The sequence below is a fragment of the Arcicella sp. GW822-FHT02H01 genome (assembly GCF_058802005.1).
This window is the reverse complement of the sequence record NZ_JBXANT010000002.1, coordinates 173923-196449: the sequence shown is the minus strand read 5'-3', so window position 1 is coordinate 196449 and position 22527 is coordinate 173923. Positions and strand designations below refer to the sequence as shown.

At 35.9% G+C, this 22527-nt stretch carries 17 protein-coding genes and 1 riboswitch; of the genes, 2 read left to right on the top strand and 15 right to left on the bottom strand.

From position 1 onward, the window contains the following. Window positions 1-3: 3 nt before the first annotated feature. Both AC1RNE_RS21125 and AC1RNE_RS21120 read left to right on the top strand, forming a co-directional pair. Entirely contained in the window at window positions 4-1485 is a 1482-nt protein-coding gene (locus tag AC1RNE_RS21125; RefSeq protein WP_492803920.1) for a RagB/SusD family nutrient uptake outer membrane protein, read from the top strand. 98 nt (window positions 1486-1583) lie between these two features. After that, window positions 1584-3029: an arylsulfatase gene (locus tag AC1RNE_RS21120; RefSeq protein WP_492803919.1), complete on the top strand. Its 1446-nt coding sequence runs from the start codon at window positions 1584-1586 to the stop codon at window positions 3027-3029. A gap of 169 nt (window positions 3030-3198) precedes the next feature. Here the strand turns inward: AC1RNE_RS21120 and AC1RNE_RS21115 are convergent, their stop codons facing one another. From AC1RNE_RS21115 to AC1RNE_RS21045, 15 genes are all read right to left on the bottom strand, one after another. Continuing rightward, window positions 3199-4389 carry a cysteine desulfurase family protein gene (locus AC1RNE_RS21115; RefSeq protein ID WP_492803917.1) on the bottom strand — a complete coding sequence of 397 codons (1191 nt, stop codon included), beginning with the start codon at window positions 4387-4389 and terminating at the stop codon, window positions 3199-3201. Between the two features lie 145 nt (window positions 4390-4534). Continuing rightward, on the bottom strand, window positions 4535-4990 hold the full coding sequence (locus AC1RNE_RS21110) for a protein-disulfide reductase DsbD domain-containing protein (protein ID WP_492803915.1): 456 nt from the start codon (window positions 4988-4990) through the stop codon (window positions 4535-4537). Between the two features lie 74 nt (window positions 4991-5064). Next, window positions 5065-5161: riboswitch (SAM riboswitch) on the bottom strand. A gap of 98 nt (window positions 5162-5259) precedes the next feature. Further along, entirely contained in the window at window positions 5260-6732 is a 1473-nt protein-coding gene (locus tag AC1RNE_RS21105; RefSeq protein WP_492803913.1) for a tetratricopeptide repeat protein, read from the bottom strand. 11 nt (window positions 6733-6743) lie between these two features. Continuing rightward, entirely contained in the window at window positions 6744-7691 is a 948-nt protein-coding gene (locus tag AC1RNE_RS21100) for a sulfite exporter TauE/SafE family protein (RefSeq protein ID WP_492803911.1), read from the bottom strand. A 42-nt stretch (window positions 7692-7733) separates the two neighbouring features. Beyond that, window positions 7734-8945 (bottom strand): sterol desaturase family protein, encoded by a 1212-nt coding sequence (locus AC1RNE_RS21095; protein ID WP_492803909.1) that lies wholly within the window; start codon window positions 8943-8945, stop codon window positions 7734-7736. A gap of 74 nt (window positions 8946-9019) precedes the next feature. Further along, window positions 9020-9868 (bottom strand): serine O-acetyltransferase, encoded by an 849-nt coding sequence (locus AC1RNE_RS21090; RefSeq protein ID WP_492803907.1) that lies wholly within the window; start codon window positions 9866-9868, stop codon window positions 9020-9022. Window positions 9869-9997: 129 nt separating this feature from the next. After that, on the bottom strand, window positions 9998-11851 hold the full coding sequence (locus AC1RNE_RS21085) for a family 2A encapsulin nanocompartment cargo protein cysteine desulfurase (RefSeq protein WP_492803905.1): 1854 nt from the start codon (window positions 11849-11851) through the stop codon (window positions 9998-10000). Continuing rightward, the gene (locus AC1RNE_RS21080; RefSeq protein ID WP_492803903.1) at window positions 11835-12758 is read right to left on the bottom strand and encodes a family 2A encapsulin nanocompartment shell protein; all 924 of its coding nucleotides are present in this window, start codon (window positions 12756-12758) and stop codon (window positions 11835-11837) included. Before AC1RNE_RS21080 ends, AC1RNE_RS21085 begins: the two co-directional genes overlap by 17 nt. A gap of 38 nt (window positions 12759-12796) precedes the next feature. Continuing rightward, entirely contained in the window at window positions 12797-13444 is a 648-nt protein-coding gene (locus AC1RNE_RS21075; RefSeq protein WP_492803901.1) for a redoxin domain-containing protein, read from the bottom strand. A gap of 128 nt (window positions 13445-13572) precedes the next feature. Then, complete coding sequence (locus AC1RNE_RS21070) at window positions 13573-14136, bottom strand: redoxin domain-containing protein (protein ID WP_492803899.1); 564 nt, start codon at window positions 14134-14136, stop codon at window positions 13573-13575. 17 nt (window positions 14137-14153) lie between these two features. Then, window positions 14154-14699: an RBBP9/YdeN family alpha/beta hydrolase gene (locus tag AC1RNE_RS21065; RefSeq protein WP_492803897.1), complete on the bottom strand. Its 546-nt coding sequence runs from the start codon at window positions 14697-14699 to the stop codon at window positions 14154-14156. Window positions 14700-14905: 206 nt separating this feature from the next. Continuing rightward, complete coding sequence (locus AC1RNE_RS21060; RefSeq protein WP_492803895.1) at window positions 14906-16324, bottom strand: gluconokinase; 1419 nt, start codon at window positions 16322-16324, stop codon at window positions 14906-14908. Window positions 16325-16461: 137 nt separating this feature from the next. Further along, the gene (gene gnd, locus AC1RNE_RS21055; protein ID WP_492803893.1) at window positions 16462-17358 is read right to left on the bottom strand and encodes a phosphogluconate dehydrogenase (NAD(+)-dependent, decarboxylating); all 897 of its coding nucleotides are present in this window, start codon (window positions 17356-17358) and stop codon (window positions 16462-16464) included. A gap of 186 nt (window positions 17359-17544) precedes the next feature. Next, entirely contained in the window at window positions 17545-19050 is a 1506-nt protein-coding gene (locus AC1RNE_RS21050) for a SusD/RagB family nutrient-binding outer membrane lipoprotein (protein WP_492803891.1), read from the bottom strand. 82 nt (window positions 19051-19132) lie between these two features. Continuing rightward, the gene (locus AC1RNE_RS21045; protein WP_492803889.1) at window positions 19133-22303 is read right to left on the bottom strand and encodes a SusC/RagA family TonB-linked outer membrane protein; all 3171 of its coding nucleotides are present in this window, start codon (window positions 22301-22303) and stop codon (window positions 19133-19135) included. Window positions 22304-22527: the final 224 nt, after the last annotated feature.

Here is a 22527-nt window from a genome sequence, read left to right as displayed (position 1 = left end):
GTCATGAAAAAAATAATTTATATAGCACTTAGTGTAGCCGTATTAGGGCTTTCCTCTTGCGAAGACCAACTCAGTCAACAACCCGTTTCTAGTACAACAGCAGAAAGCTTTTATACTAATACCAACGACTTTACACAGGCAGTAAATGGCGTTTATAGCAAACTGACATCCTACCCAAGTCAAGTACTTTGGTTAGGAGAAATGCGAAGCGATAACTTGAATGTATTGCACGATGGTAACCGTGACTGGCAGGGAATTAATGATTTTTCGCCAAATATTACCACGACGGGTTTTATTGCTAGTGCATGGAGCGATAACTTCAATGGAATATTCAATGCCAATTCGGTTTTGCAAGCGCTTGAAACCAAAGGAAGTATTGTTACGGATGTTACTTTAAGAGCAAGATTTACTGCTGAAACACGCTTTTTAAGAGCATTTTATTACTTCCAGTTAGTACGTATTTTCGGAAAAGTTCCTTTGGTTGAAAAACCGTTGACTGCTGCCGAGGTAGAGTCTGTACCAAGAAGTGCAGTGGCGGATATTTATAAACTGATTATTGCTGATTTAGAATTTGCTTCGCAAAACCTTCCTGCTACGTATACTGGTGCTAATATTGGTAGAGCCACGGCCAATGCGGCAAAAGGATTATTAGGCTTAGTATACTTAACTCGCTCTGGACCAACGTATAATATTGAGGGTGCAGGTATCAATAGCAACGAATACGACAAAGCATTGACATTGTTCAACGAAGTAATCGCTAGTAATCATTACCAATTGTTATCCACCTATCCATCCGTTTTTGCTTATGACAATGAGAATAACAAAGAAGTAATTTTTGATGTACAATTCATGAGTTCATCAAATGGTGCTGGCTTTCCAAGTCATCTAGCTCCCGTGGCATTCTGGACAGGTCAAGGAATTTCAAATTCATATGGTAATGGTTATGGCTCAAGTAATTTTAATGTCTCAAAGGAGTTAAAAGCCTCTTATTTAACCAATGCTGCTGATGTAAGAAATGCTTTCAATATTCAATTATCGTATTCTCAGCCTTTCATTAAAAAATATATTGACATCGCTAAAAAGGGAACGAGTGGAAGAGATTGGCCTATCAATTTTATCGTACTGCGTTATGCTGATATTCTGTTACTTAAAGCGGAAGCGATTTTGAAAGGCGCTAAAGGTACTCAAACAGAAGTAGATGCCTTAGTGAATCAGGTAAGAAGCCGTGCAGGTTTACCAAGTATCAGTAATGTTAGTTTTGATACCTTGCTTGAAGAAAGAAGAAAAGAGTTTTTAGGAGAGGGTATCCGTTGGAACGATTTAGTTCGTTCAGGAAATGCTGTTACTAAAATGAACTCATGGATAAAAAATGATGCTATCACAACCATCAATACTGTAACATCAGACTTTTTAATTTATCCCGTTCCTGCTACAGAAATCGGTACAAAAGCAGGATTATACTTACAAAATCCTGGGTATAATTAATCATCAAATGTCTTTAGCAAGCATAGGTAATAAGTTAATTTATTATCTATGCTTTTTTGTTTTATAATCTCCATCGTAATTAATTATATCATCATAATATGCAAAAAATAATTCTGAGCATTGCTTTTATACTCTTCTTTATTAAAAGCTCGACAGCTCAAGTAAACAAAAAAAATACAGCCCCTCGTCCTAATATTATCTTTATTTTAGCGGATGATTTAGGGTATGGCGACATTGGCGTGAATGGACAAAAACTTATCAAGACCCCTAATATTGATAAACTTGCCAAACAAGGCGTACGCTTTACACAATTTTATGCTGGTACTAGTGTTTGTGCACCATCACGTTCTTCTTTGCTAACAGGGCAACATACGGGGCATACTTATATCAGAGGTAATAAAGGCGTTGACCCAGAAGGGCAAGAGCCTATCGCAGATTCAGTTTTAACAGTGGCAGAAGTTCTACAGAAAGCGGGTTATCAAACGGCTGCTTTTGGTAAATGGGGCTTAGGGCCAGTAGGTTCTGTGGGTGACCCTAATAAACAAGGTTTTGACCAGTTCTTTGGTTATAATTGTCAGACTTTGGCACATCGCTACTATCCTAATCATTTATGGGAAAATGGGAAGAAGATAATATTAGAAGCAAATCAGAATCTTCGTGAGAATAAAGAATATGCACCAGATATTATCCAAAAAAAGGCATTAGATTTTGTTGATCAGCGAGAAAAAGATAAGCCTTTCTTCCTATTCTTGCCTTATATCCTGCCCCATGCTGAACTACTTGTGCCTAATGACAGTATTTTTGAATATTACAAGGGTAAATTTGCTGAAAAGCCTTACAAAGGAAATGATTATGGGGTGAAGGCTACAAAAGGAGGTTATACTTCTCAGGAATATCCACATGCGGCTTTTGCAGCAATGGTTAGTAGACTTGATTTATATGTTGGGCAGATTTTAGATAAGCTAAAGCAAGAAGGCTTAGATAAAAATACGTTGGTTATTTTTACGAGTGATAATGGTCCACACAAAGAAGGTGGAGCAGACCCTGATTTTTTCAATAGTGGCGGTGGTTTTAAAGGCTATAAGCGTGATTTATACGAGGGTGGTATTAGAGAACCGTTTATTGCTCGTTGGACAAACGTTATTAAACCTAATTCTCAAAATAATCATATTGGTGCTTTCTGGGATTTACTCCCTACTTTCAGTGAATTAGCAGGTGTAAAAGTAGCTAAAAATATTGATGGACTGTCGTTCGCTTCTACCTTAAAAGGTAATAAAGCCCAGCAAAAGCATGCTTATCTTTATTGGGAGTTTCATGAAAATGGCGGAGTACAGGCGGTAAGACAAGGAAACTGGAAAGCTGTAAAATTGAATGCATCTGTAAATCCTAATGGTGCCATTGAACTGTATGATTTAGCCAAAGACCCTACTGAAACTGATAATCTTGCGAAACAATATCCTGAGAAGGTAAAAGAATTGAGTAAACTAATCAATGAGTCGCATGTGGAATCTACTTTATTTCCTTTTTTAAAACAAAATAAGTAGATTTGTATAAAACATTTAAGCGACAGCTCGCCAAAATTAAAAGAGAGCCAACCACCGACTTTCTAATAAATATTTGACAAAGCTGTCGCTTAAATTTATATCTTTACTCTATTTATTCGATAGACAAAGATACTGTTTATTTTGTAAAAAACCGCTTAAATACAATTTTTTAAGCAAAAATTAATTGAGGATTTTTTTGTTGTTCTGTCTTTTTAACAAAAATATCTTGCTCGTAAATATCTACGATGGTCTTGATAATTAAATCTATTTCTTTGGGCGTATTAGATTTACTAAAAGAAAAACGAACGCTATCTTTATCAAGGTTACGATTCAATGTTTTCAACACATGCGAACCATTATTGGTTAAGTTAGAGCAAGCACTACCTCCTGAAACTGCGATGCCCAGTGCATCCAAACGATTTACTAATACTCCTCCTTTTTTCAGATGAGGAAAAGCCACATTGAGGATATTCGGCAAACTGTTTGTTGGTGAATCGCTTTCTCCATTAAACGAAATTTCCTCCCCAAACAATTCATATAATGTTGTACTCATTTTTGATTTCAAGAAAGCAACATAGTTATGATATTCCTCCAAATCTCTATAGGCTATTTCTAAAGCTTTGGCCATGCCCACAATACCTGCTACATTCTCTGTTCCACCTCTGGTTCCTCTTTCCTGAGCACCTCCATAAATATGAGGCTGTATTTTGCGGTACTTATTGATGTAGATAAATCCTACTCCTTTAGGTCCATGAAATTTATGTGATGACCCAACAATATAGTCTACATTCAGCTTTTTAATATCAAACCTATATTTACCTATTGTTTGCGTAGTATCACTATGAAAAATGGCATCATATTTCTTACAGATTTCTCCAATTTTTACAATATCGTTAAAATTTCCAATCTCGTTATTAGCATGCATTAGGCTTACTAACGTCTGATGGTTATTCTTCAAAAGCCATTCAAATTGATTCAAATCAATATTACCGCGACTATCAATTTTCACAAAATCGATTTCCAATTCATTATTCTGGCTATATTGCCCTAAGGTTTGTAAAACTGCTTTGTGCTCAAGTCTACTTGTTATAACATGCTTAATTTCATAGGTTTTAATAGCTCCAGAAAGTGCTAAATTATTGGCTTCTGTAGCACCAGAAGTAAAGAAAATATCATTTTCTGAGGCATTTAAAAGTCCAGCTATTTTCTGTCTAGACTCTTCTACCGCTTCTCTAGCTTTTCTTCCTATCGCATGACTAGAAGAAGGATTCCCGAAATGATTGGTTAGATATGGAATCATGGTATCTAATACCTCCAAATCTAGGGCTGTAGTAGCGGCGTTATCACAATAAATCTCCATGGTGTTTAGTTTTTTAGAATGTTGTCTGATTAATTTTCAAGCTAATAGGTTTAAGAGGTCATTTCACTTCACTGTTGTATTGTTGATGAATTGTATTTAATTTTTTGAAAGAGGTTTCTAAATATTTATTAATTTCTAAAATTTTCTAAAATTGAAATTTTTGTTCAAATGGGATGCAAACGCCCTTTTTATCATTGCAGAGTTGCCCTTTTATTCCTCCAAAAATGTCTAATGAATGTTCTACAATTCTGACTTTTGTTCTGAATTCCGCTTTTTCTTTGAAATAAGACACTTCAAATCCCCAATTCTTATCCAGCTTTTTTAAAGGACTAACTGGTACAATCTTTCCGTCATATTCAAAAGAACCATTTTCAGCAAACCAAAAAGTAGTAGGCTGTGGCCCAACATCAGCTTTAAAGTCACTTGAATATAACGACCAACCTTTTTCCAGATTAGCAGTAAAGACTAATTCTACCTCATCTCCTACTTTAAAACTAGGATTGGCATAGCTATATTTCCAGCTAACTATCTGATTGATTTGCTGTGCTTTAATAGCCATAGAGGCAAAAATTAAGCACACGATTATAACTATACGTCTCATGATGTATTAGGTTGAGTAAAACACAAGACTATTTTGTATTGCGTATTACAATATTCTTTTGTGTGATTTTTTATGATTTATCATTAGAATAAGGTTGGGGCACCTTGATGGTGGTTTACAGGTTGCCAGAAGATCATAGAGCCTTATCTCTCCCTTCGTTCTTTATAAATCTACTTATTCGATAGACAAAGTTCTATTTTAAATATTACAATTCCAAATTTTATCCTTAAAATTTATGTCTTTTTTTTGAAAAAATTATTCAAAGACAATTAAATCCCCATTTCAGTTAATGCCGCTTGTGCTTTATTATCTATCGAGTTTTTGTATTCGTGTTTTTTATAAGCAATTGCTCTTTCAAACGAAAGTCTGGCTTTTGGTTTATCATTTCTTTGCTGATAAATATAGCCTAATTGCAAGGAAGAACTTGCCCCAAAATGGCAGTTTTGTCCTGCACAAAGTGCCATAGCACGCTCGAAAAAAGGAATTGCTTGAGACTGTGCATTCATTTTTTGTAAAATGCTTGCCTTTCTAAAATTAAAGTTTGCCTTATCAATCTGCGAAGTAAATGAATCTTCTTCAAGGTCATCTAAAAACACTAAAGCCTCTGTATAATGTCCTCCTTCAAATGCATAACAAGCCTTTACAAGATTCTTATTGGGAAAAACTTTTGTTTTCTGAAATTGTTCATAAAAGTTTTGGGCAATGATATCTGTTTCAGAAAATTTCTTGCCCACATTCGGAATTTTAGCTAAGTGATTCAATGCTTTATCAGGGTTGTTTGTTAGCCAGTTGGCAAGAAACAATTTAAAATTTACATCTTTCAAAAAGCTATTCCCACGAAAGTTTTTTAGATAGTTTTGATAATACTGAATAGCTGGCGAATAATTGCCTTTGTTAAATAAGATTTCAGCTTGATATAAATCAAAAATAGGCATGGCCATATAAGCAGTACCGTTAGGTCTGTTCTGTAATATTTTCTGCGCCATCTCACTTTTATTATTTCTTAGCAATATCGATACACCCAAGAAACTAATCGCCAAATTATCAGGATTATTAGTCACAAATTGACTTAAATCTTGTCGCTCATTATCATCCAACGTCAAGACATTCGACTGAATAAATAGCTGATAAAACTTTGCTTCTTTTCCTACAATTTTATCGTTAACAGCGATATTCAATTCTTTTAATCCTTGCTGAATACCTCCTTTCAATCCTAATAGTTTTGTAACCCATTTATAGTTTTCAGGGACAGAACCTATCATGACATGAAAAACGCCTAAATTCTTATAATTAGCAGTAAAATTTGGAAATCGTTTACGATTTTCTTCTAGTAATTTATAGGCTGAAATGGCATTAAAACCACCTTTGGTTTCATGGCCTAATTTCATTTTTACCAATGCCCAGTGTAATTTGATTTCTGCTTGAACAAATTTATTATAAGGCGAATCTTCATCTAAATCCTTGATTAAATCCAGCCTTTTATCTTCATTATCAGATAACCTTTCATACTCTTTTTCATCTTCGCTAGCAAAAAGCACAATCATGTCGGCAAAATCTTCCAACCAGATTCTGATACCATTATTGGCAGGTTCTTTGGCTAAAAGTTGCTTAGCAGATTGCACCTTTAATTTACAAAGTTCGCTATATGCATTTTGTAAATTTGGGGTAAATTCAAAATCATTTGCAAATGAACTCCCTGAGAACAAGAGAAATATGACGAGTATAAGGTTCCATCTTTTCATACATGTAGCATTTACCAATGAGAAATAACTGTTGAAATAAATAGGTATAAGTCTGGCAAAACTTTCCATAACGTTTTGAAGCTTAGGAAGATTACTACAGAGCCTACGATAAACATCAGAGGTCTTCTAGGAACTTTATTAATCAAAATAGCGCCAAAAGGTGCAGCAATAATTCCACCCAGTACCAATCCTAAAATGATTTGCCAAGAATTTACCCCTTCAAAAAACAAGAAAGTAAGTCCGCTAGAAAGTGTAATCAAAAACTCTGCGGCATTGACCGAACCAATCGCATAACGAGGGTTACGTCCCTGACCTAACAAAGAAGACGTAACGATTGGACCCCAACCACCACCGCCAATGGCATCCATGAACCCACCGAAAATAGCTAATAATCCAACTCGCTTTGTTTTACGTTTAGCGATATTTTTTTGAAACGCTTTTTTCAAAATAACCACGCCCAGTATTAGCATGTATAGCGAGATATAGGGTTTTATAAAATTACCATCAATGATTTCTGACAATAAATATGCACCTGCCACTGAACCTACCACACCCCAAAGCAAGGCTCTGAACAATTTTTTATTAATATTTTTAAACTGATAATGTGAGATAGCAGATGCTCCAGTAGTAAACATTTCAGAAACGTGAACACTTGTACTACTCAAAGCAGGAGGAACGCCTATTCCCAATAAAAAAGAAGTAGAAGTAATGCCATAAGCCATCCCTAAAGAGCCATCTACTAATTGAGCCAACAAACCTACACCTAAGTATAAATAGAAATCTGGTCCAAGCCACTCTTTGGCTTGATAAGCCGCATCAAGCAAAGGAGCTTTGCCAATGAAAACACTAAAAGCGATAACATAAATAGCAATGGCAACAACCCACATCAATGAGCGTTCAAACTGGTTATTGAGTTTCAGACGAACTGATATTTTATTTAAGAACTGATTGTTTTCCATAATTGATGTAATTAAGAATTATTATACAAATCTGGTTTAGGTTTAATGGAGACCGTAAATCAATCGCAAATACTGACGATTTAATGTTTTGAAATAAAGCGTAACGATTAAAACGATGCTAAACAAAACATAGGGATTAAGGGCATTTTCAAAATGGATATAGCCTACCCACAAAATCAGAAAACATCGTGTGTATTCTAAGTAAAAAATCCATCTTCTTTGCTCTAAAATAGCCCCACAATTCACTAGCGTAACCAATATAATCAGCGTAGTAGCTATTTGAGTTGACAAATCAATCTGCCCTTCTAAAAGCAAAAAGGTAAACAACGTGATTAAAATTAAAGTCATTTGCAAAACCACATAATTTCTAAACCGTGTAGTATAAAGCTTATCTGTTTTATGAATTACAAATTTTTGCTCTAATACTCGCCTGTAAGTAGGGTTGATATATTCTGGCTTTCCAAAAATCATTCTTAGTTTATTTCTCCAACCAGTAGCATATTTAAAAGCATAGGCCATTTCAAGCATAAAATGAAAATGTTGCCATAAAAAACTATTACTATTCAATGGTTTTGTCAAACCATAAGTTGGTTCTTCTATTTCTTCTGCAAAAGTGCCAAACAACTTATCCCAAATGATAAACACATCGCTGTAGTTTTTATCTAAATATTGGTCGTTGTTAGCATGGTGCACGCGGTGGTGCGATGGCGTTACAAAAATATATTCCAACACGCCTAGTTTGCCAACAGTACGGGTATGGATAAAAAATGGATACAACCCGTGTACTAACAAAATAGTAGTAATCATTTCAGCCGAAAAACCTACAATTGGCAAAAGTGACCAAAAGAAAGTACGGGCTACTGCTTGAAATAAAGTAATACGAGCAGACACCGTAAAATTAAATTCCTCACTTTGGTGATGTACCACGTGTACGCTCCAAAGTATGTTTACTTCATGTCCTAATCTATGATACCAATACCACAGAAAATCGGTTATTAACAAAAGACCAATCCATGATAAAACACTTGGCTGAATATGAAAAATAGCAAAATGCTTGTACAGATAATCATATACAAAATAGAATAGTCCGAGTGTCAGACCATCCAAAAGTCTTTCAGCGATACCTACACTAAGGTTTGAAATGGTATCATTGAAATTATAAAAATGTTTCCCTTTCTTTTTTGATACCCAGAATTCCAACCCAATCAAAAACAAGAAGAAAGGAACTGCGAAGGCTAAATAATTGAAATTCATTATTATTTATTTTTTATATATTAACTACTGAATTGATAGATTACATAGATTAAAAAAGCATAAAAAGAGATTCGTTAATGAACCTCAGATAAAATAGGTTTCTTTTGGAATACCTCATTTTTAGAAGTAATTCTAAGTTGATGAGTATTAAACACCTGCGAATTGGGTTCAACACTTTTGGTCAGAAAAACACTTCCGCCAATAATGCTATTTTCCCCGATTACGGTTTTACCGCCAAGAATGGTAGTACGTGCATAAATTACTACGTTATCTTCAACAGTTGGATGCCTTTTTGTATCCGAAAGCTCTTTGGCTACTTGTAAAGCACCTAAAGTAACTCCTTGGTATATCGAAACATTATTACCAATGATACTGGTTGCACCAATTACAATGCCTGTTCCGTGGTCAATCATAAAAGGTACACCAATACTTGCATTGGGGTGAATATCAACGCCTGTTTTACCATGCGCATATTCACTTATAATTCGAGGTAAGACTGAAACATCTAATTGTGTCAATTTATTGGCAATCCTATACACCGTAATGGCATAAAAGCCTGGGTATGACACGATTACTTCATTAACACTGGTTGCGGCTGGGTCGCATTCATAAATTTTTGAGGCATCATGACGTAAATCTTGATAGAGGTCTCCAAGCGAAACATAAAAAGCCTCTACCACACCTTCAATATCTATTTGCTTAACATCAAGATAGCTTAATAATATATTCTCTAAGTCAATCTGATTTTTCTTTAAGATTCCTTCGTAAGAAGATTGCTTAGGTAAATGGTTGCTTGGAAATAAAAAATGAACAAGATCATTCAACCAACTAATCGCTTCTTGTGCAGACGGAGTAGCCTCCCATTCTGCATGATGAGTTTTACGAAGAAGATCAATTAAAGGTTGAGTATGATGATTTTTCATGTATAATTTTTAATTTCAATCGTGGTGGTTTTAATTGAAAAGACAAAATCGCTTCTCTAAAGCAAAATAGTTATTAAACATATCCCTAGAGAGGGACTTAAGTCCCTCTCTAGGGATATAAACTCAGAGCTATCTTACAGCTTGTTTGTGTCCTGCACGTAATTTATAAAGTGTTTCTACTAATAAATCAACGTCTGATTGCGTATTATAAAAAGCCAAAGATGGACGAACTGTTGATTCTAAGCCAAAACGTCTTAAAATCGGTTGGGCACAGTGGTGTCCCGTTCTTACAGCTATTCCTTCTTTGTTCAGTGCTTGACCTACTTCGTTATTACTATAGCCATCAAAAATGAAAGACAGTACGCTCGCTTTTTCTTTGGCAGTACCAATCAAACGAAGTCCCGGAATTTCTTTTAATAACTTGGTAGCGTACACTAATAAATAATGTTCATATTGATGAATCACATCTATTCCGATTTTATTAACATAGTCTATCGCTGCACCCAGTCCAACTGCATCTGCTATATTGCCCGTTCCTGCTTCAAAACGTGAGGGAGCATCATGGTATTGAATCTGTTCAAAAGTAACATCAACAATCATGTTTCCCCCACCTTGCCACGGCTGAGTTTCGTTCAATAATTCTTCTTTTCCATATAGTACACCAATACCCGTAGGCCCAAATACTTTATGTCCTGAAAAAACAAACCAATCACAATCTAAGCCAACGACATCAGAACGCAAATGTGACACTGATTGAGCTCCATCTACTAATACTTTTGCTCCTGTTGCATGAGCCAAGTCGATAATTTGTTTGGCAGGTGTAACAGTTCCTAAAGCATTTGAAACTTGTGTAAATGATACTAATCGAGTTTTAGCATTTAGCAATTTAGCATATTCGTCTAGTAAAATCTGACCATCATCATCTACAGGAATTACCCTGATTTTCAAGCCTTTTTTGTCTGCCAATTGTTTCCAAGGCACAATATTCGCATGATGTTCAAGATGGCTGACAATGATTTCATCACCAGCTTTTAGGTTTTGTTCACCCCAACTTTTGGCTACTAAGTTGATAGCCTCAGTTGCTCCACGTACAAAAACGATTTCGTTGGTAGAACGTGCATTCAAGAAAGCCCTGACTTTCTCACGAGCGCCCTCATAAGCATCAGTAGCACGAGCTGCTAATTCATGGGCTGCACGGTGAATGTTTGAGTTTTCGTGTTCATAAAAATACGTAATTCTATCAATTACTTGCTTTGGCTTTTGTGTCGTAGCGGCGTTATCTAACCAAACTAATGGACGTCCATTTACTCTTTCTTGTAAAATAGGAAAATCTTTTTTTATCAGATTGGCATCAAACGCTGAACTAGTTGCCCCAAAAGAATCATAATTTGATGCTTTTTCGGGAAACTGAGGCGTTTTATCATAAGTTCTATAAGGATTTTGACTTTGTCCTGATAGAAAATAATAAGACGCATCATTGACACTAATCGGTGCTTTTGTTTGAACAGACGGGATATAACCGAAAGTACTGAGCGATGGTAAAATATTATTTGAATCTAATTCAAAAAGGGAAGTAGCAGCCAATGGTGATTTCGAATCAACCGTACCAATATTTGGCAAAGCTGACGCTGAAGCCCCCAATCCAGAAAATAAAGACTGACTAGCTGGATTAGCAAAATGTGGGTCTGGCAAACTAGTTTGCGGTTGAACACCAGCATTTCCTATAGGTTGAAACACACTCCCATGTTGAAAAGCCGAAGGCGATACACCTACCCCTGTATTTGAAGTGGGTATGCCTTGAAGCGTTTCATACAATCTTTCAGCAAAGTGATTCGCCTTAGGATGTTCCTGTGGATTCAATGAAATTTCCTTAGGCACTTCATTAGGAAGTGCCTTGAAAATATCATTTGCTAGTTGCTGTAAATCTTCTACAGAAGGTATGCCCTGCAATATATTTCCCTGTTGATTAGTATTTATATTCATAGTAATTTCCTATTTCTACGTCTTCCAATACAGCAATAGCATCATCTACTAATACTGCTAATGAGCAATACAATGATACTAAGTAAGAAGCAATTGCTTTATCATTGATTCCCATAAATCTTACTGCTAACCCTGGAGACTGTTCGCCTGGTAAACCTGGTTGATAAAGTCCTACTACACCCTGACGGTTTTCGCCAGTACGCAATAATAAGATTTTTGTTTTACCATTTTCGATAGGTAATTTATCCGATGGAATCAAAGGAATACCTCTCCAAGTGATAAATTGTGAACCAAACAATGACACTGTTGGCGGTGGAACACCACGACGAGTACACTCGCGACCAAAAGCAGCAATGGCTAATGGATGTAACAAAAAGAAGCCCGGTTCTTTCCAAACTTTTGTCAATAATTCGTCAAAATCATCTGGTGTCGGCGGTCCTACACGCGTTTTGATTTTTTGTTTAGGGGCAATACTATTCAATAAGCCGTATTCTTTGTTATTAATCAATTCGCTTTCCTGACGCTCTTTGATGCTTTCAATCGTCAAACGTAGCTGTTCGCTGATTTGATTATAAGGCTTACTGTATAAATCTGAAACACGTGTATGAACATCCAACACGGTATTTACCGCACTAAGGTTATATTCACGTGGGTTTTCAACGTAATCGATAAAAGTGTGAGGAAGGTTTCTTTCATCACGACCCGAGCAGTCAACTTCGGCAATACTTCCCTCCTTTACTTTGTTCAATCGATAAACGCCTGATTCTACAGGAATCCAATTGAGTAAATGTGTTAACCAGCGAGGAGTAATTGATTCAAATTGTGGTACTGTACGGGTAGCAATGGCTAACTGCCTAGCTGCAACATCACCAAGTGCTGTTTGTTTGTACTTGTTCAATTCTGACATATTATAGGTAATTAAAAGGGATTGATAATCTCAGACAATTATGCCACAGCACGATATTTAATAGAATAAGGAATGTTACGGGCAGCACTAAATACTGCTCCTAACATTTCCGAAGGTGAAAACGGTTTACTAAAGTCTTCATCAATGGCGTCATAAACGATTCTTCCTTGCTGACTAATTACGTAGGTAGCAGGAACAGGTACATCTTCTGAAATACCAGCGATACGATCCCAAACGGCGAACTCCTGTGAATAAATACCAAATTGTTTAGCGATTTGATTCGTCGAATCTGCTATTACATTAAAAGGTAAATTAAAATATTCTACTAATTCTTTTGTTTCTTCTTTAGATGCTTGAACAACTACAAGTAAGTCTCCACCAAGTGCCAAAATCTCTTGATATGAAGCTTTCAAGGTATTGAAATGTTTCAAGCCGTATTCATTCCAACCACCAGATAAAAAACTAATTACTAATGGTTTATTTTGTTGAACTTGTTGTAATGTTAGTTTCTGCGGATTTACTTCTTCAGAAAAGTGTTTCCAAAATCCACATACTGATGAAATAGGCAATAAAGGTAAACGTGACCCAATTTTTAAAGGTGATAACTTGGCTGTGTTGCCTTTGAATATATTTATAGGGAATGTACTATCCCAAATGATGGCGTTTGATTGATTATATGCTTGCATTATTAATATGTGGACTAAATGTGAGCTTTCCTTAATTTCTTGAAACAAAGTTATAATACAAAAACTATATATCCTATAAGATTTGTAGATTAATTGAAAAAATATTTTTCATCTCTTAAGTAGTCAGATTATTTATTACGATAAAGTTTGATGAATGCTTCCATTTCTTTTATCGAAAAAATGCTTTCAAAATCATCGTCAACGAAACTATAAATAATCAGCAGGTTGGGAACAATAATAAAGGTAGCTGGCAAGGGTACTTCTTTAGAAATTCCTGTTATTCTTTGCCAAATCGGGTAGTCTTTCGAATAAACGCCTAATAATTCTGCTATTTCATTATTTCTATCATGACAAATATTAAAACTTAATTTGTATTCATTGGCTAAAGCATCCAATTTGTCAGGTAATACATCTGTCATCACTAGGATTTCTGCTCCAATGTTTTTCAGTCGCTTATGGGCCTTCTGTAGTAATTCTAAGTGTATTTCTCCATAATTATTCCAAGAGGGTGAAAAAAAACTCAGCACCAATGGACGAAAAAGCATTAATTCGCTGAGCGTGAAATTGGGTTGATTTTCAATATTTTTGGGGAGGTTACTCCATCGTCCCATCTCCTTAATCAGCCAAAAATTTGGTGCAAAATTACTGGCTTGTAAGGCTTTAGGGCGTTTTTTATCGATAGGTTCTTGCATGTTGATGAACTGTAAAATTATAATGAAGTGTTAAAAATTGAATTGATGATGCCTTTGCCTACTTGCCAATCTGCAAGGTTAGAATCAGCATTAATATGTCCTACCGAACCAATATTTACAAATTGGCTTCCCCAATTCCCTGCCCATTCCTTGGCTCTATCAATAGTAGCATATTCATCATTTATACTAGCAATCAATACACTTTTATAAGGAAGTTCTTCTGAAGGAATAGGCGAAAATCCTGAAATTTGTTTAGGGAAATCTTTTCTTTCTGAATCTGGTGGTGCTACAAACAAAATGCCTTCTATTTTATCAGAAGTGTATTTTTTAGCCCACAAAACTACGGCTAGACACCCCAAGCTATGTGCAATTAATACAGTAGGTTCTTGTAAATTACTAATAGATTTTTGCAAAGTTTCAACCCATTTTTCGACAACTGGCAAATCCCAATCTTCCTGTTCTACTCTGTTAAATACTGCTGGGTATTGCTGTTCCCAAATTGTTTGCCAGTGCTTTGGCCCTGAACTCCCTAAACCTGGAACCGTTAAAAAATGTACTGCCATGATTAATTACAAAAATTACGCTTATAAATATACGTCTAACAAGGTTAAACGAGACCTTTATTAGACTATAAAACCGATAGACAAAGATTATTAATCAAAGTTGTATTTGCAAATATTATTTAAAATTTCTTAATAATACAGTATCATAAATGCCCTGATTTTGCACTATTTTGCATTATATCAGGGCACCTACAGGTCTTATTTACTTATAATGATTTTAATGCTTCATACACCTTATTGAATTTTCTAAAATTTTCTTGGTACACACTTTCATGTGTAGGGTTGGGTGTAAATATTTTCTCATCTATATCCAGACAATGTGTGGTCATGCCAAAAGCATCTAGTCCAAGCATTACTGCTCCCCAAGCAGAGCCTTCAATGGTTTGTGAAACCACTACTTTCATTTGAAAAATATCAGCAGCAATTTGTAACCAGACATCACTCTTTGCAAAACCACCACTTGCCATAATAGTCAAATTTTTTCTGGCAGATTTTTCGGGTAACAAAATATCAGTAATACTTAACAAGCCAAACAGAATCCCCTCTAGCGTCGCTCGAATAAAATGTGCTTTTGTATGGTTAATGGTAATGCCTAATAAAGTTCCTTGAGCAGATGCATCCCAAATTGGCGCTCTTTCTCCTAGTAAATAAGGGACGAATATTAACCCATTCGAGCCTGCTTCAATCGTATTTGCTTGCTCAAACAGCGATTCAAATGATTCTTGGGTTTCTAAAATTGCTTCTTTTAACCATTGCAAAATGACGGCTCCATTATTTACTGCCCCTAACACAAGATACTGATTATCAACCAAATGATAGCATTGTGTACGCATTTTAGCATCAATAAATGGTTCGTCAATCGGTAGTCTTACGGCACCACTTGTGCCAATCGTCAGAGACATTCTACCTTTTTCCATTGCCCCTGTCCCCAGATTAGCTAAAGCTCCATCCCCCGCTCCTATTACCAACGTTTTATTACCCATCAGGGTTTGCGCAGTATGCTTAGGACTTACAATCGTGGAAAGTTTGCATTCATTAATCCCTAGGTGAGCTAATATATCTGTATTCCAAGTAAGGTCTGAGATATTCATTAACCCTGTGCCTGATGCCATTGAAGAATCTACCACAAATTCTCCTGTCAAATGATGCCAAACGTACTCTTTGATACTAATAAATTTATGTGTTTTGGTGAAAACATCATGCTGATTTTCTCTTAGCCAAAGTATTTTGGTCATCGGGCAAAAAGTATGAATAGGAATACCCGTTTTGCCATAAAATTGTTTCCCGAGCTCACTCTCTTTCAATTCAGATGCTTGAGCACTCGCTCGGTTATCTGCCCAAAGAATTACATCTGTTAATGGTTTTCCGTTTTCATCCACCGCAATCAAGCTTTGCATGGCGGAACTAAAACTGATAAAATACGGATTAATATGCTCAGTAAGTTTCTCAATACATTCAAGCACAGCCTCTAAAATATCAGAGGGCTGCTGGATACTCCAATCTGGTTCAGGATGATACATCTCATATTCTTTTGAATATTGCTGTATTATTTTCCCTTCATTTGTAAAAACAATTGCTTTGGTGGCAGTTGTTCCAATATCAATTCCTATATAAAAATGGCTCATTATTTTTCAATCGATAAATTCTGACGGAGTTCATCGATGTTAGGGTATTTAAAATCCTTTTCCTTTTTGCTTCTTTTGAGAGTGACTGTATCATCTCAAGCGTCTGAATTTTTATGGGATTCAGACGCTTAGATATCTTATTTTTTTTCTACAGCATGACCACCAAACTCATTTCTCAAAGCTGCTACTACTTTCCCTGAAAAAGTATCTTCCATTTGTGAACGATAACGCATCATTACCGACAAAGCAATTACGGGTGTAGGCACGCCTAAATCTAAAGCGGTTTCCAACGTCCATTTCCCTTCTCCTGACGAGTGCATAATTCCTTTAATAGTATCTAAATTAGGGTCTTTTGAAAATGCCTTTTCTGTCAACTCCATCAACCAACCACGTACTACCGAGCCATGGTTTAACATTTTAGCCGTTTTCTGGAAATCAATATCAAATTCTGAATGTTCAAAAACCTCGAAACCTTCAGCTATCGCTTGCATCATGCCGTACTCGATGCCATTATGAACCATCTTAGTAAAATGTCCACTTCCTGCTGCTCCAGTGTGTAAATATCCGTTTTCTACAGAAATATCTTTGAATACCTTTTCAACATACGCAAATACTTCATTATCTCCTCCAATCATGGTACAAGCACCGTTCAATGCGCCAGAAGTACCTCCAGAAGTACCACAATCCAAGAAATCTATTCCTTTTGTTTTTAGGTAATTATAACGCTTTTTTGATTCTTTATAATTTGAATTTCCTCCGTCGATAACAATATCAGAAGCCTTCAAAAAAGGTATTAATTTTTCTATTACTTGATCGACAATCTCACCTGCTGGCACCATCAACCAAATCACTTTTCTTCCGCTCAATTTTTGGGTTAATTCTTCAATAGAATTTGCAGGTTGTATTCCTTGTTCAGCAATTTTTTGAACAAACTCAGCATTCACGTCATTGGCAACTACTTCATAGCCATTCCTATTTAAGTTAAGGGCTAAATTAAAACCCATTTTGCCTAAGCCTATAATTCCGATTTGCATAATGTTTTAAGTTTACTTTGTTGGATAAATATTAAAAAATGGTTTGAAAAGCTAAAATAAATAAAATGTAGGACGATTCGATGAATTATTTTTATCAATCTTTTTAGGATAAAATAAAGACTCCATGAAAACATGGAGTCTTGGGTGTTTATAAGATTGGATAATAGTTGTAAGCATTGTCTGATATTACTTATCCCACCAAACTTTAGTATCAAGATTATCAGCCCCTTGACGAGCTACTGCCGCATCAAGATTTGTTTTATTGACTGATATTTCATCTACTGGATATGATAAGCGATTGATAAAATTTCCTTTAATTTCTTTTCCCGGATAAGGGTTTGGTGCTAATGCTGGAAAGCCACTTCTACGGAAATTAGCAAAACCTTCAGGAGAATTCATGAATGATGATACCCAATATTGCGTGTTAATTTGCTCCAAAGCTTTTGTTGCAACAAATGGATTCGCCGTAAAATAAGCGTCAATAGTAGCATCTGATACATTAGAATTTGCATCATATTCTGTAAACTGCTGCATGTGTCCTTTTACACCTGCTTTGTAATAATCTGATACATTCCCAGTTATCCAACCTCGCTGAGCAGCCTCAGCCAATAGAAGTTGTGACTGGCTATAGGTTACAAAGAAACATGGAGCATCAAATCTAGCTACTTTGGTTCTGTCTACTTGCGAATACAATTCTATGGCTCCCGGATAGTTAGGAGAATTAGCAATACTACTTTGGTCGTAGCCAGCAGGTATTCCAATCTGAGCAGCAGGATCTTTTGTGAAATTGTTTACGTCCTGTAGTTTAGTATTATACTTCAAAGCGATAATACTTAAACGAGGGTCATTGGTACTTTTCAAGAAGTTGACAAAAGCTCCGTGCAAATAAAAGTTGGCTCTTTCACTTCCGTTTAACTGACTACCAATTTCATTGGTATAAGCGGCCGAATGGCGTAAAATACAATTATCAGCATTAGATAACATTACACCCCCTGCAAATGCTTTTTTCACATATGTTTGTGCGGTATTAGCATCAACTTTAGTTAAACGCATAGCGGCACGCAATAATAAAGAATAGCCTAAACGTTTCCATTTTGTTACATCCCCTGCATAAATAATATCACTTACTTCCTTGGTTTTGTTAGCATCTAAAGCCGCCGATGCTTCGTCTAATTCTTTCAAAATATCTGTATAGATAGCTTGTTGGGCATCATATTTAGGGAAAACTGTTCCTTGCAAATAACCTAAGCCTGCTTCACTATAGGGAACATCCCCATAACTATCTGTCAAAATCATGAAAGTATATGCCTTCCAGATACGAGCCATGTTGTATAAGTTACTGCGCGTAGCATCACCTTTGGTTTTAGCAATAACATCTACCAAATGTTTATTTACTTCCCTGTAATATCTTTGCCAATTTACTCCTGTAACAGAGGTGTTATTTTGATTTACGTTTCCTCCTGCATTTACCCCAAGGTATGGACTAACGATTTGTTGCACAATCGCCGCTTCGTAAATAACAGATTGCCAAGTAAATGACGTTCTGAGGGTAGCATTGTTTAATTCATAAACAGGGTTAAGTGCTGTAGGGTTTACTTTGTTGGTATTTAACTCGTCAAAGCCCTTGTCACAACTGCTTAGAAAGCTGGAAGCGATTAGTAAGCTGAATATATATAAAGTTATTTTTTTCATTTTCTTAGTATTAACAATTGAGTACTTGTGAATTAATCCGATTAGAAGTACAAAAAAAAGTATTTAATAGCCTATCGCTCTTTTAGAATTTAACATTTAAGTTGAATCCAATACTTCTGCTAGTTGGTAAACCTGTTGATTCCAACCCTACAAGGTTGTCAGACGAGAAGCCAAATTGCTCAGGATCAAGGTTTGGCACCCATTTTTTAATCATCAACACATTATTTGCTACTGCATTAAGCTTGATACCTTTGATAAACCAGTTTTTAGGTAATTTTTTAGTAAAGTCATACCCTATTGTAATTTGGCGTAACTTCCAGAAACCAGCCTCAGATACAAACTCTTCAGCAATGTTGTTAGCACGGATAGTTTCATAATACGACTGCAATGGTGTTTTAATAGCATTAGGTTCTCCTTTGCTGTTTACTCCTTCACCGATTACATAGTTTTGCTCACGTCCTACTAATGTTCCTTTGTGTAATCCTTCACGCCAAGCATTATAGTTTGTACCTGAAATCATTTTTCCTCCTAACTTAAAGTCAATCAAGAATGAAAATAGAATGTCGTTGTAACGGAAATTATTGGTAATGCCTCCAACCCATTTTGGTAAAGCACTTCCAAAGCTCACTAAATCATTTGTTCTTTCTGGGCGACCACTTTGGTCGTTAAACACTTTACGTCCTTGTTCATCACGCTTGTAAGCAAAGCCATACAACTGTCCGAGGGGTAACCCTACTACCTGACGTAATACTCCTGTATAAATACCGCTTCCAACAGTGATATTTGTTTGATTTCCAGCTAATTCTAATACTTTAGAGGTATTATATGAGCCATTAATATTTACATCCCAAGAAAACTTATTGCTCTTTACTGGCGAGAAAGTAAGCATTGCTTCAATACCTTCGTTCTGGCTTTTACCGCTGTTCAGCAAGGTAGTTTGGTAACCAGATGCATCGGATACTTGCGCAGACAGGATTTGGTCTGAGGTAATTTTCTTATAGTAAGAGAAATCTAAACCTATTTTATTTTGGAACAATTTTAATTCTACACCAAATTCTGTTTCATTCACACGCATTGGGCGAAGTGATGCATTAGGAACTGTAGTCGTATTGATAGAACCAATTGGCTGATTTTGTAAAAGGTTACTACCCACGGTATAAAATAAGTTGTTAGCATAAGGCTGTACGTCGGTATCACTACCTACTTCTGCATAAGCTGCTCTTAATTTACCAAATGATAGCCAGTCAGGCATCGTATTGAAAGCCTGAGTGAACACAAAACTTCCTGTTACCGAAGGATATTGAACTACGCGCGAACCAGGGGCAAGTGTTGAGAACCAGTCGTTACGGCTAGTTACGTTTACAAACAAAAAGTTTTTATAAGAAATCTCAGCGGCGGCGTATAATGAATTTACTTGACGTTCACTAAGGGCATACAATGGGTCCTTTAATTGTCCATTCATTACTGTATAAAGTCCACGTACTACAAAGTTTTGAACGTATACACTATTATAGTCGCTACGACGATACATTTGGTTTCCACCTAATGTTAAATCGAAACTGAAATCACCAAAGGTCTTTTTAGCTCCAATCAAAAAGTCTGCGTTGGTTTCTCGGAAACGACGATTTTCTTGAGTATACTGACCATTTACAAAACCAGCAGGTGCAACACCTAAAGAAGCCTCGCCTGTTGGGTAGTTATAGTCTTGATCACGAGAATAAAAATCTTGTCCAATTCTACCTTGCAAATACAACCAATCTGTAAGATTATAACGGAGGGTAATATTTCCTAAAATACGGTCACGACGTATATTTTCAAAGCGTTCATATACTGAATAATAAGGATTTGTACGGTTTCTAAAACGAGACCACACATATTCGTCACCATTGGCATCTAAACGTTTAGATTCTAATAAATCAAAAGGCATAGAGTTTGACAGCGTATAAAGAACAGTAGGTGTACTTAAATCTTGGTTACCGATTTGCGGTGGATTACGATTATATTCATTAGAATAATTTACGTTCCCCATTAAAATAAGCTTAGGTGTTAGATTATAGTTAAAGCCTAAATTTATCGTTTTTTTATTGTAATCAGAATTTGGAACGATACTGGTATTACTCAAATTAGAAAGCGATAAATTGAATCCACCCTTTTCTGAACCAGAAGAAAGAGATACCGTATTTGTCCACGAAGTTCCAGTACGATAAAACTTATTAATACGATTATAAACTGGTTCGTAAGGTACTTCTATGCCATCAAACAAAATCTGCTTCATACCGGGCTGAAACTTCTCTCCAAAACTCCAAACACCTGTTTGTGGATTAGGCGTAGTTGGTCGAACACCATTTTCTCCTTGACCGTATTCATATTGAAAATCAGTATAATCCAATGGTGTATCGACGGTATAATTGCTATTGTACTCAATGCCTATTCCTTTTCCAGTTCCTTTGGTTTTGGTAGTAATCATTACTACACCATCCTTTGCACGAGAACCGTACAAAGCTGCTGCTGTTGCACCTTTCAAAACGGTCATCGTCTCGATGTCATCGGGGTTAATACTTGTTAATCCGTCACCACCATCAGACGTATTAAAACTTCTATTCGCTAACGAACCATCACTATTTCCATTGGGGTTTGCTCCAAAGTTGGTATTATCCATCGGCACACCATTCACAACAATTAATGGATTGTTTTGTCCATTGAATGACGACTGACCACGAATCCTGATTTTACTCGTCCCAGCAGGGCCTGTTCCTAATGAAGTGATATTTACCCCAGCCATTTTTCCTTGTAAACCATTCATAAAGTTCACTTGGCGATTGGTGGTTATTTGCTCGGCATTCACACTAGCGGTAGCATAGCCTAGTTTTTTCGCTTCCTTCTTAATCCCCAAAGCTGTTACGATTACTTCTTCAAGGTTTTTAGTTTCGTCTACCAGCGAAACATTAATAATGCTTTTTCCGCCAACTACAATTTCTTGGGTAACATAACCAATAGAAGAGAAAATTAAAGTAGCATTACTAGGGATTGAAATTTTATAATTCCCCGAAGCATCGGTATTTGTTCCTTGATTAGTTCCTTTTATTTGAACAGCAACACCCGGAACAGCACTATTAGTTTTATCAGTAACAGTTCCCTTCACGACTAAATCCTGAGTCATTGAAGTAAATGAGCAAAACATCAGAGCCAAATATATAATGGCTCTGGGAAAAATCTGTGTTTCAAAATGACAGAATAGTCTAAGTTTTTTCATAGTTGAGTTAAGTTTTTGAATAAATTATTATGAGTTATTATTAAGAAATTTTAGGGTTTGTAAACGATTAATTGATTACAAATAATTATTGTATTTAACGGGTTTTTGATTTTTTTTCCTTCTTAGTATAGTCCTTCGACATTTACTATTCACTTAGTTTCAACTTAAACGGCTGTAGATAACTATCTTTTTTGGTGAAATTATTGACATTAACTTCTCTTGTT

Coding starts and splice junctions, on each gene's coding strand:
- AC1RNE_RS21105 (WP_492803913.1), bottom strand. CDS start 6,732: ATGAAAAGATGGAACCTTATACTCGTCATATTTCTCTTGTTCTCAGGG.
- AC1RNE_RS21070 (WP_492803899.1), bottom strand. CDS start 14,136: ATGCAAGAACCTATCGATAAAAAACGCCCTAAAGCCTTACAAGCCAGT.
- AC1RNE_RS21050 (WP_492803891.1), bottom strand. CDS start 19,050: ATGAAAAAAATAACTTTATATATATTCAGCTTACTAATCGCTTCCAGC.
- gnd (WP_492803893.1), bottom strand. CDS start 17,358: ATGCAAATCGGAATTATAGGCTTAGGCAAAATGGGTTTTAATTTAGCC.
- AC1RNE_RS21085 (WP_492803905.1), bottom strand. CDS start 11,851: ATGAATATAAATACTAATCAACAGGGAAATATATTGCAGGGCATACCT.
- AC1RNE_RS21120 (WP_492803919.1), top strand. CDS start 1,584: ATGCAAAAAATAATTCTGAGCATTGCTTTTATACTCTTCTTTATTAAA.
- AC1RNE_RS21095 (WP_492803909.1), bottom strand. CDS start 8,945: ATGAATTTCAATTATTTAGCCTTCGCAGTTCCTTTCTTCTTGTTTTTG.
- AC1RNE_RS21075 (WP_492803901.1), bottom strand. CDS start 13,444: ATGCAAGCATATAATCAATCAAACGCCATCATTTGGGATAGTACATTC.
- AC1RNE_RS21065 (WP_492803897.1), bottom strand. CDS start 14,699: ATGGCAGTACATTTTTTAACGGTTCCAGGTTTAGGGAGTTCAGGGCCA.
- AC1RNE_RS21080 (WP_492803903.1), bottom strand. CDS start 12,758: ATGTCAGAATTGAACAAGTACAAACAAACAGCACTTGGTGATGTTGCA.
- AC1RNE_RS21100 (WP_492803911.1), bottom strand. CDS start 7,691: ATGGAAAACAATCAGTTCTTAAATAAAATATCAGTTCGTCTGAAACTC.
- AC1RNE_RS21110 (WP_492803915.1), bottom strand. CDS start 4,990: ATGAGACGTATAGTTATAATCGTGTGCTTAATTTTTGCCTCTATGGCT.
- AC1RNE_RS21045 (WP_492803889.1), bottom strand. CDS start 22,303: ATGAAAAAACTTAGACTATTCTGTCATTTTGAAACACAGATTTTTCCC.
- AC1RNE_RS21125 (WP_492803920.1), top strand. CDS start 4: ATGAAAAAAATAATTTATATAGCACTTAGTGTAGCCGTATTAGGGCTT.
- AC1RNE_RS21115 (WP_492803917.1), bottom strand. CDS start 4,389: ATGGAGATTTATTGTGATAACGCCGCTACTACAGCCCTAGATTTGGAG.
- AC1RNE_RS21060 (WP_492803895.1), bottom strand. CDS start 16,324: ATGAGCCATTTTTATATAGGAATTGATATTGGAACAACTGCCACCAAA.
- AC1RNE_RS21090 (WP_492803907.1), bottom strand. CDS start 9,868: ATGAAAAATCATCATACTCAACCTTTAATTGATCTTCTTCGTAAAACT.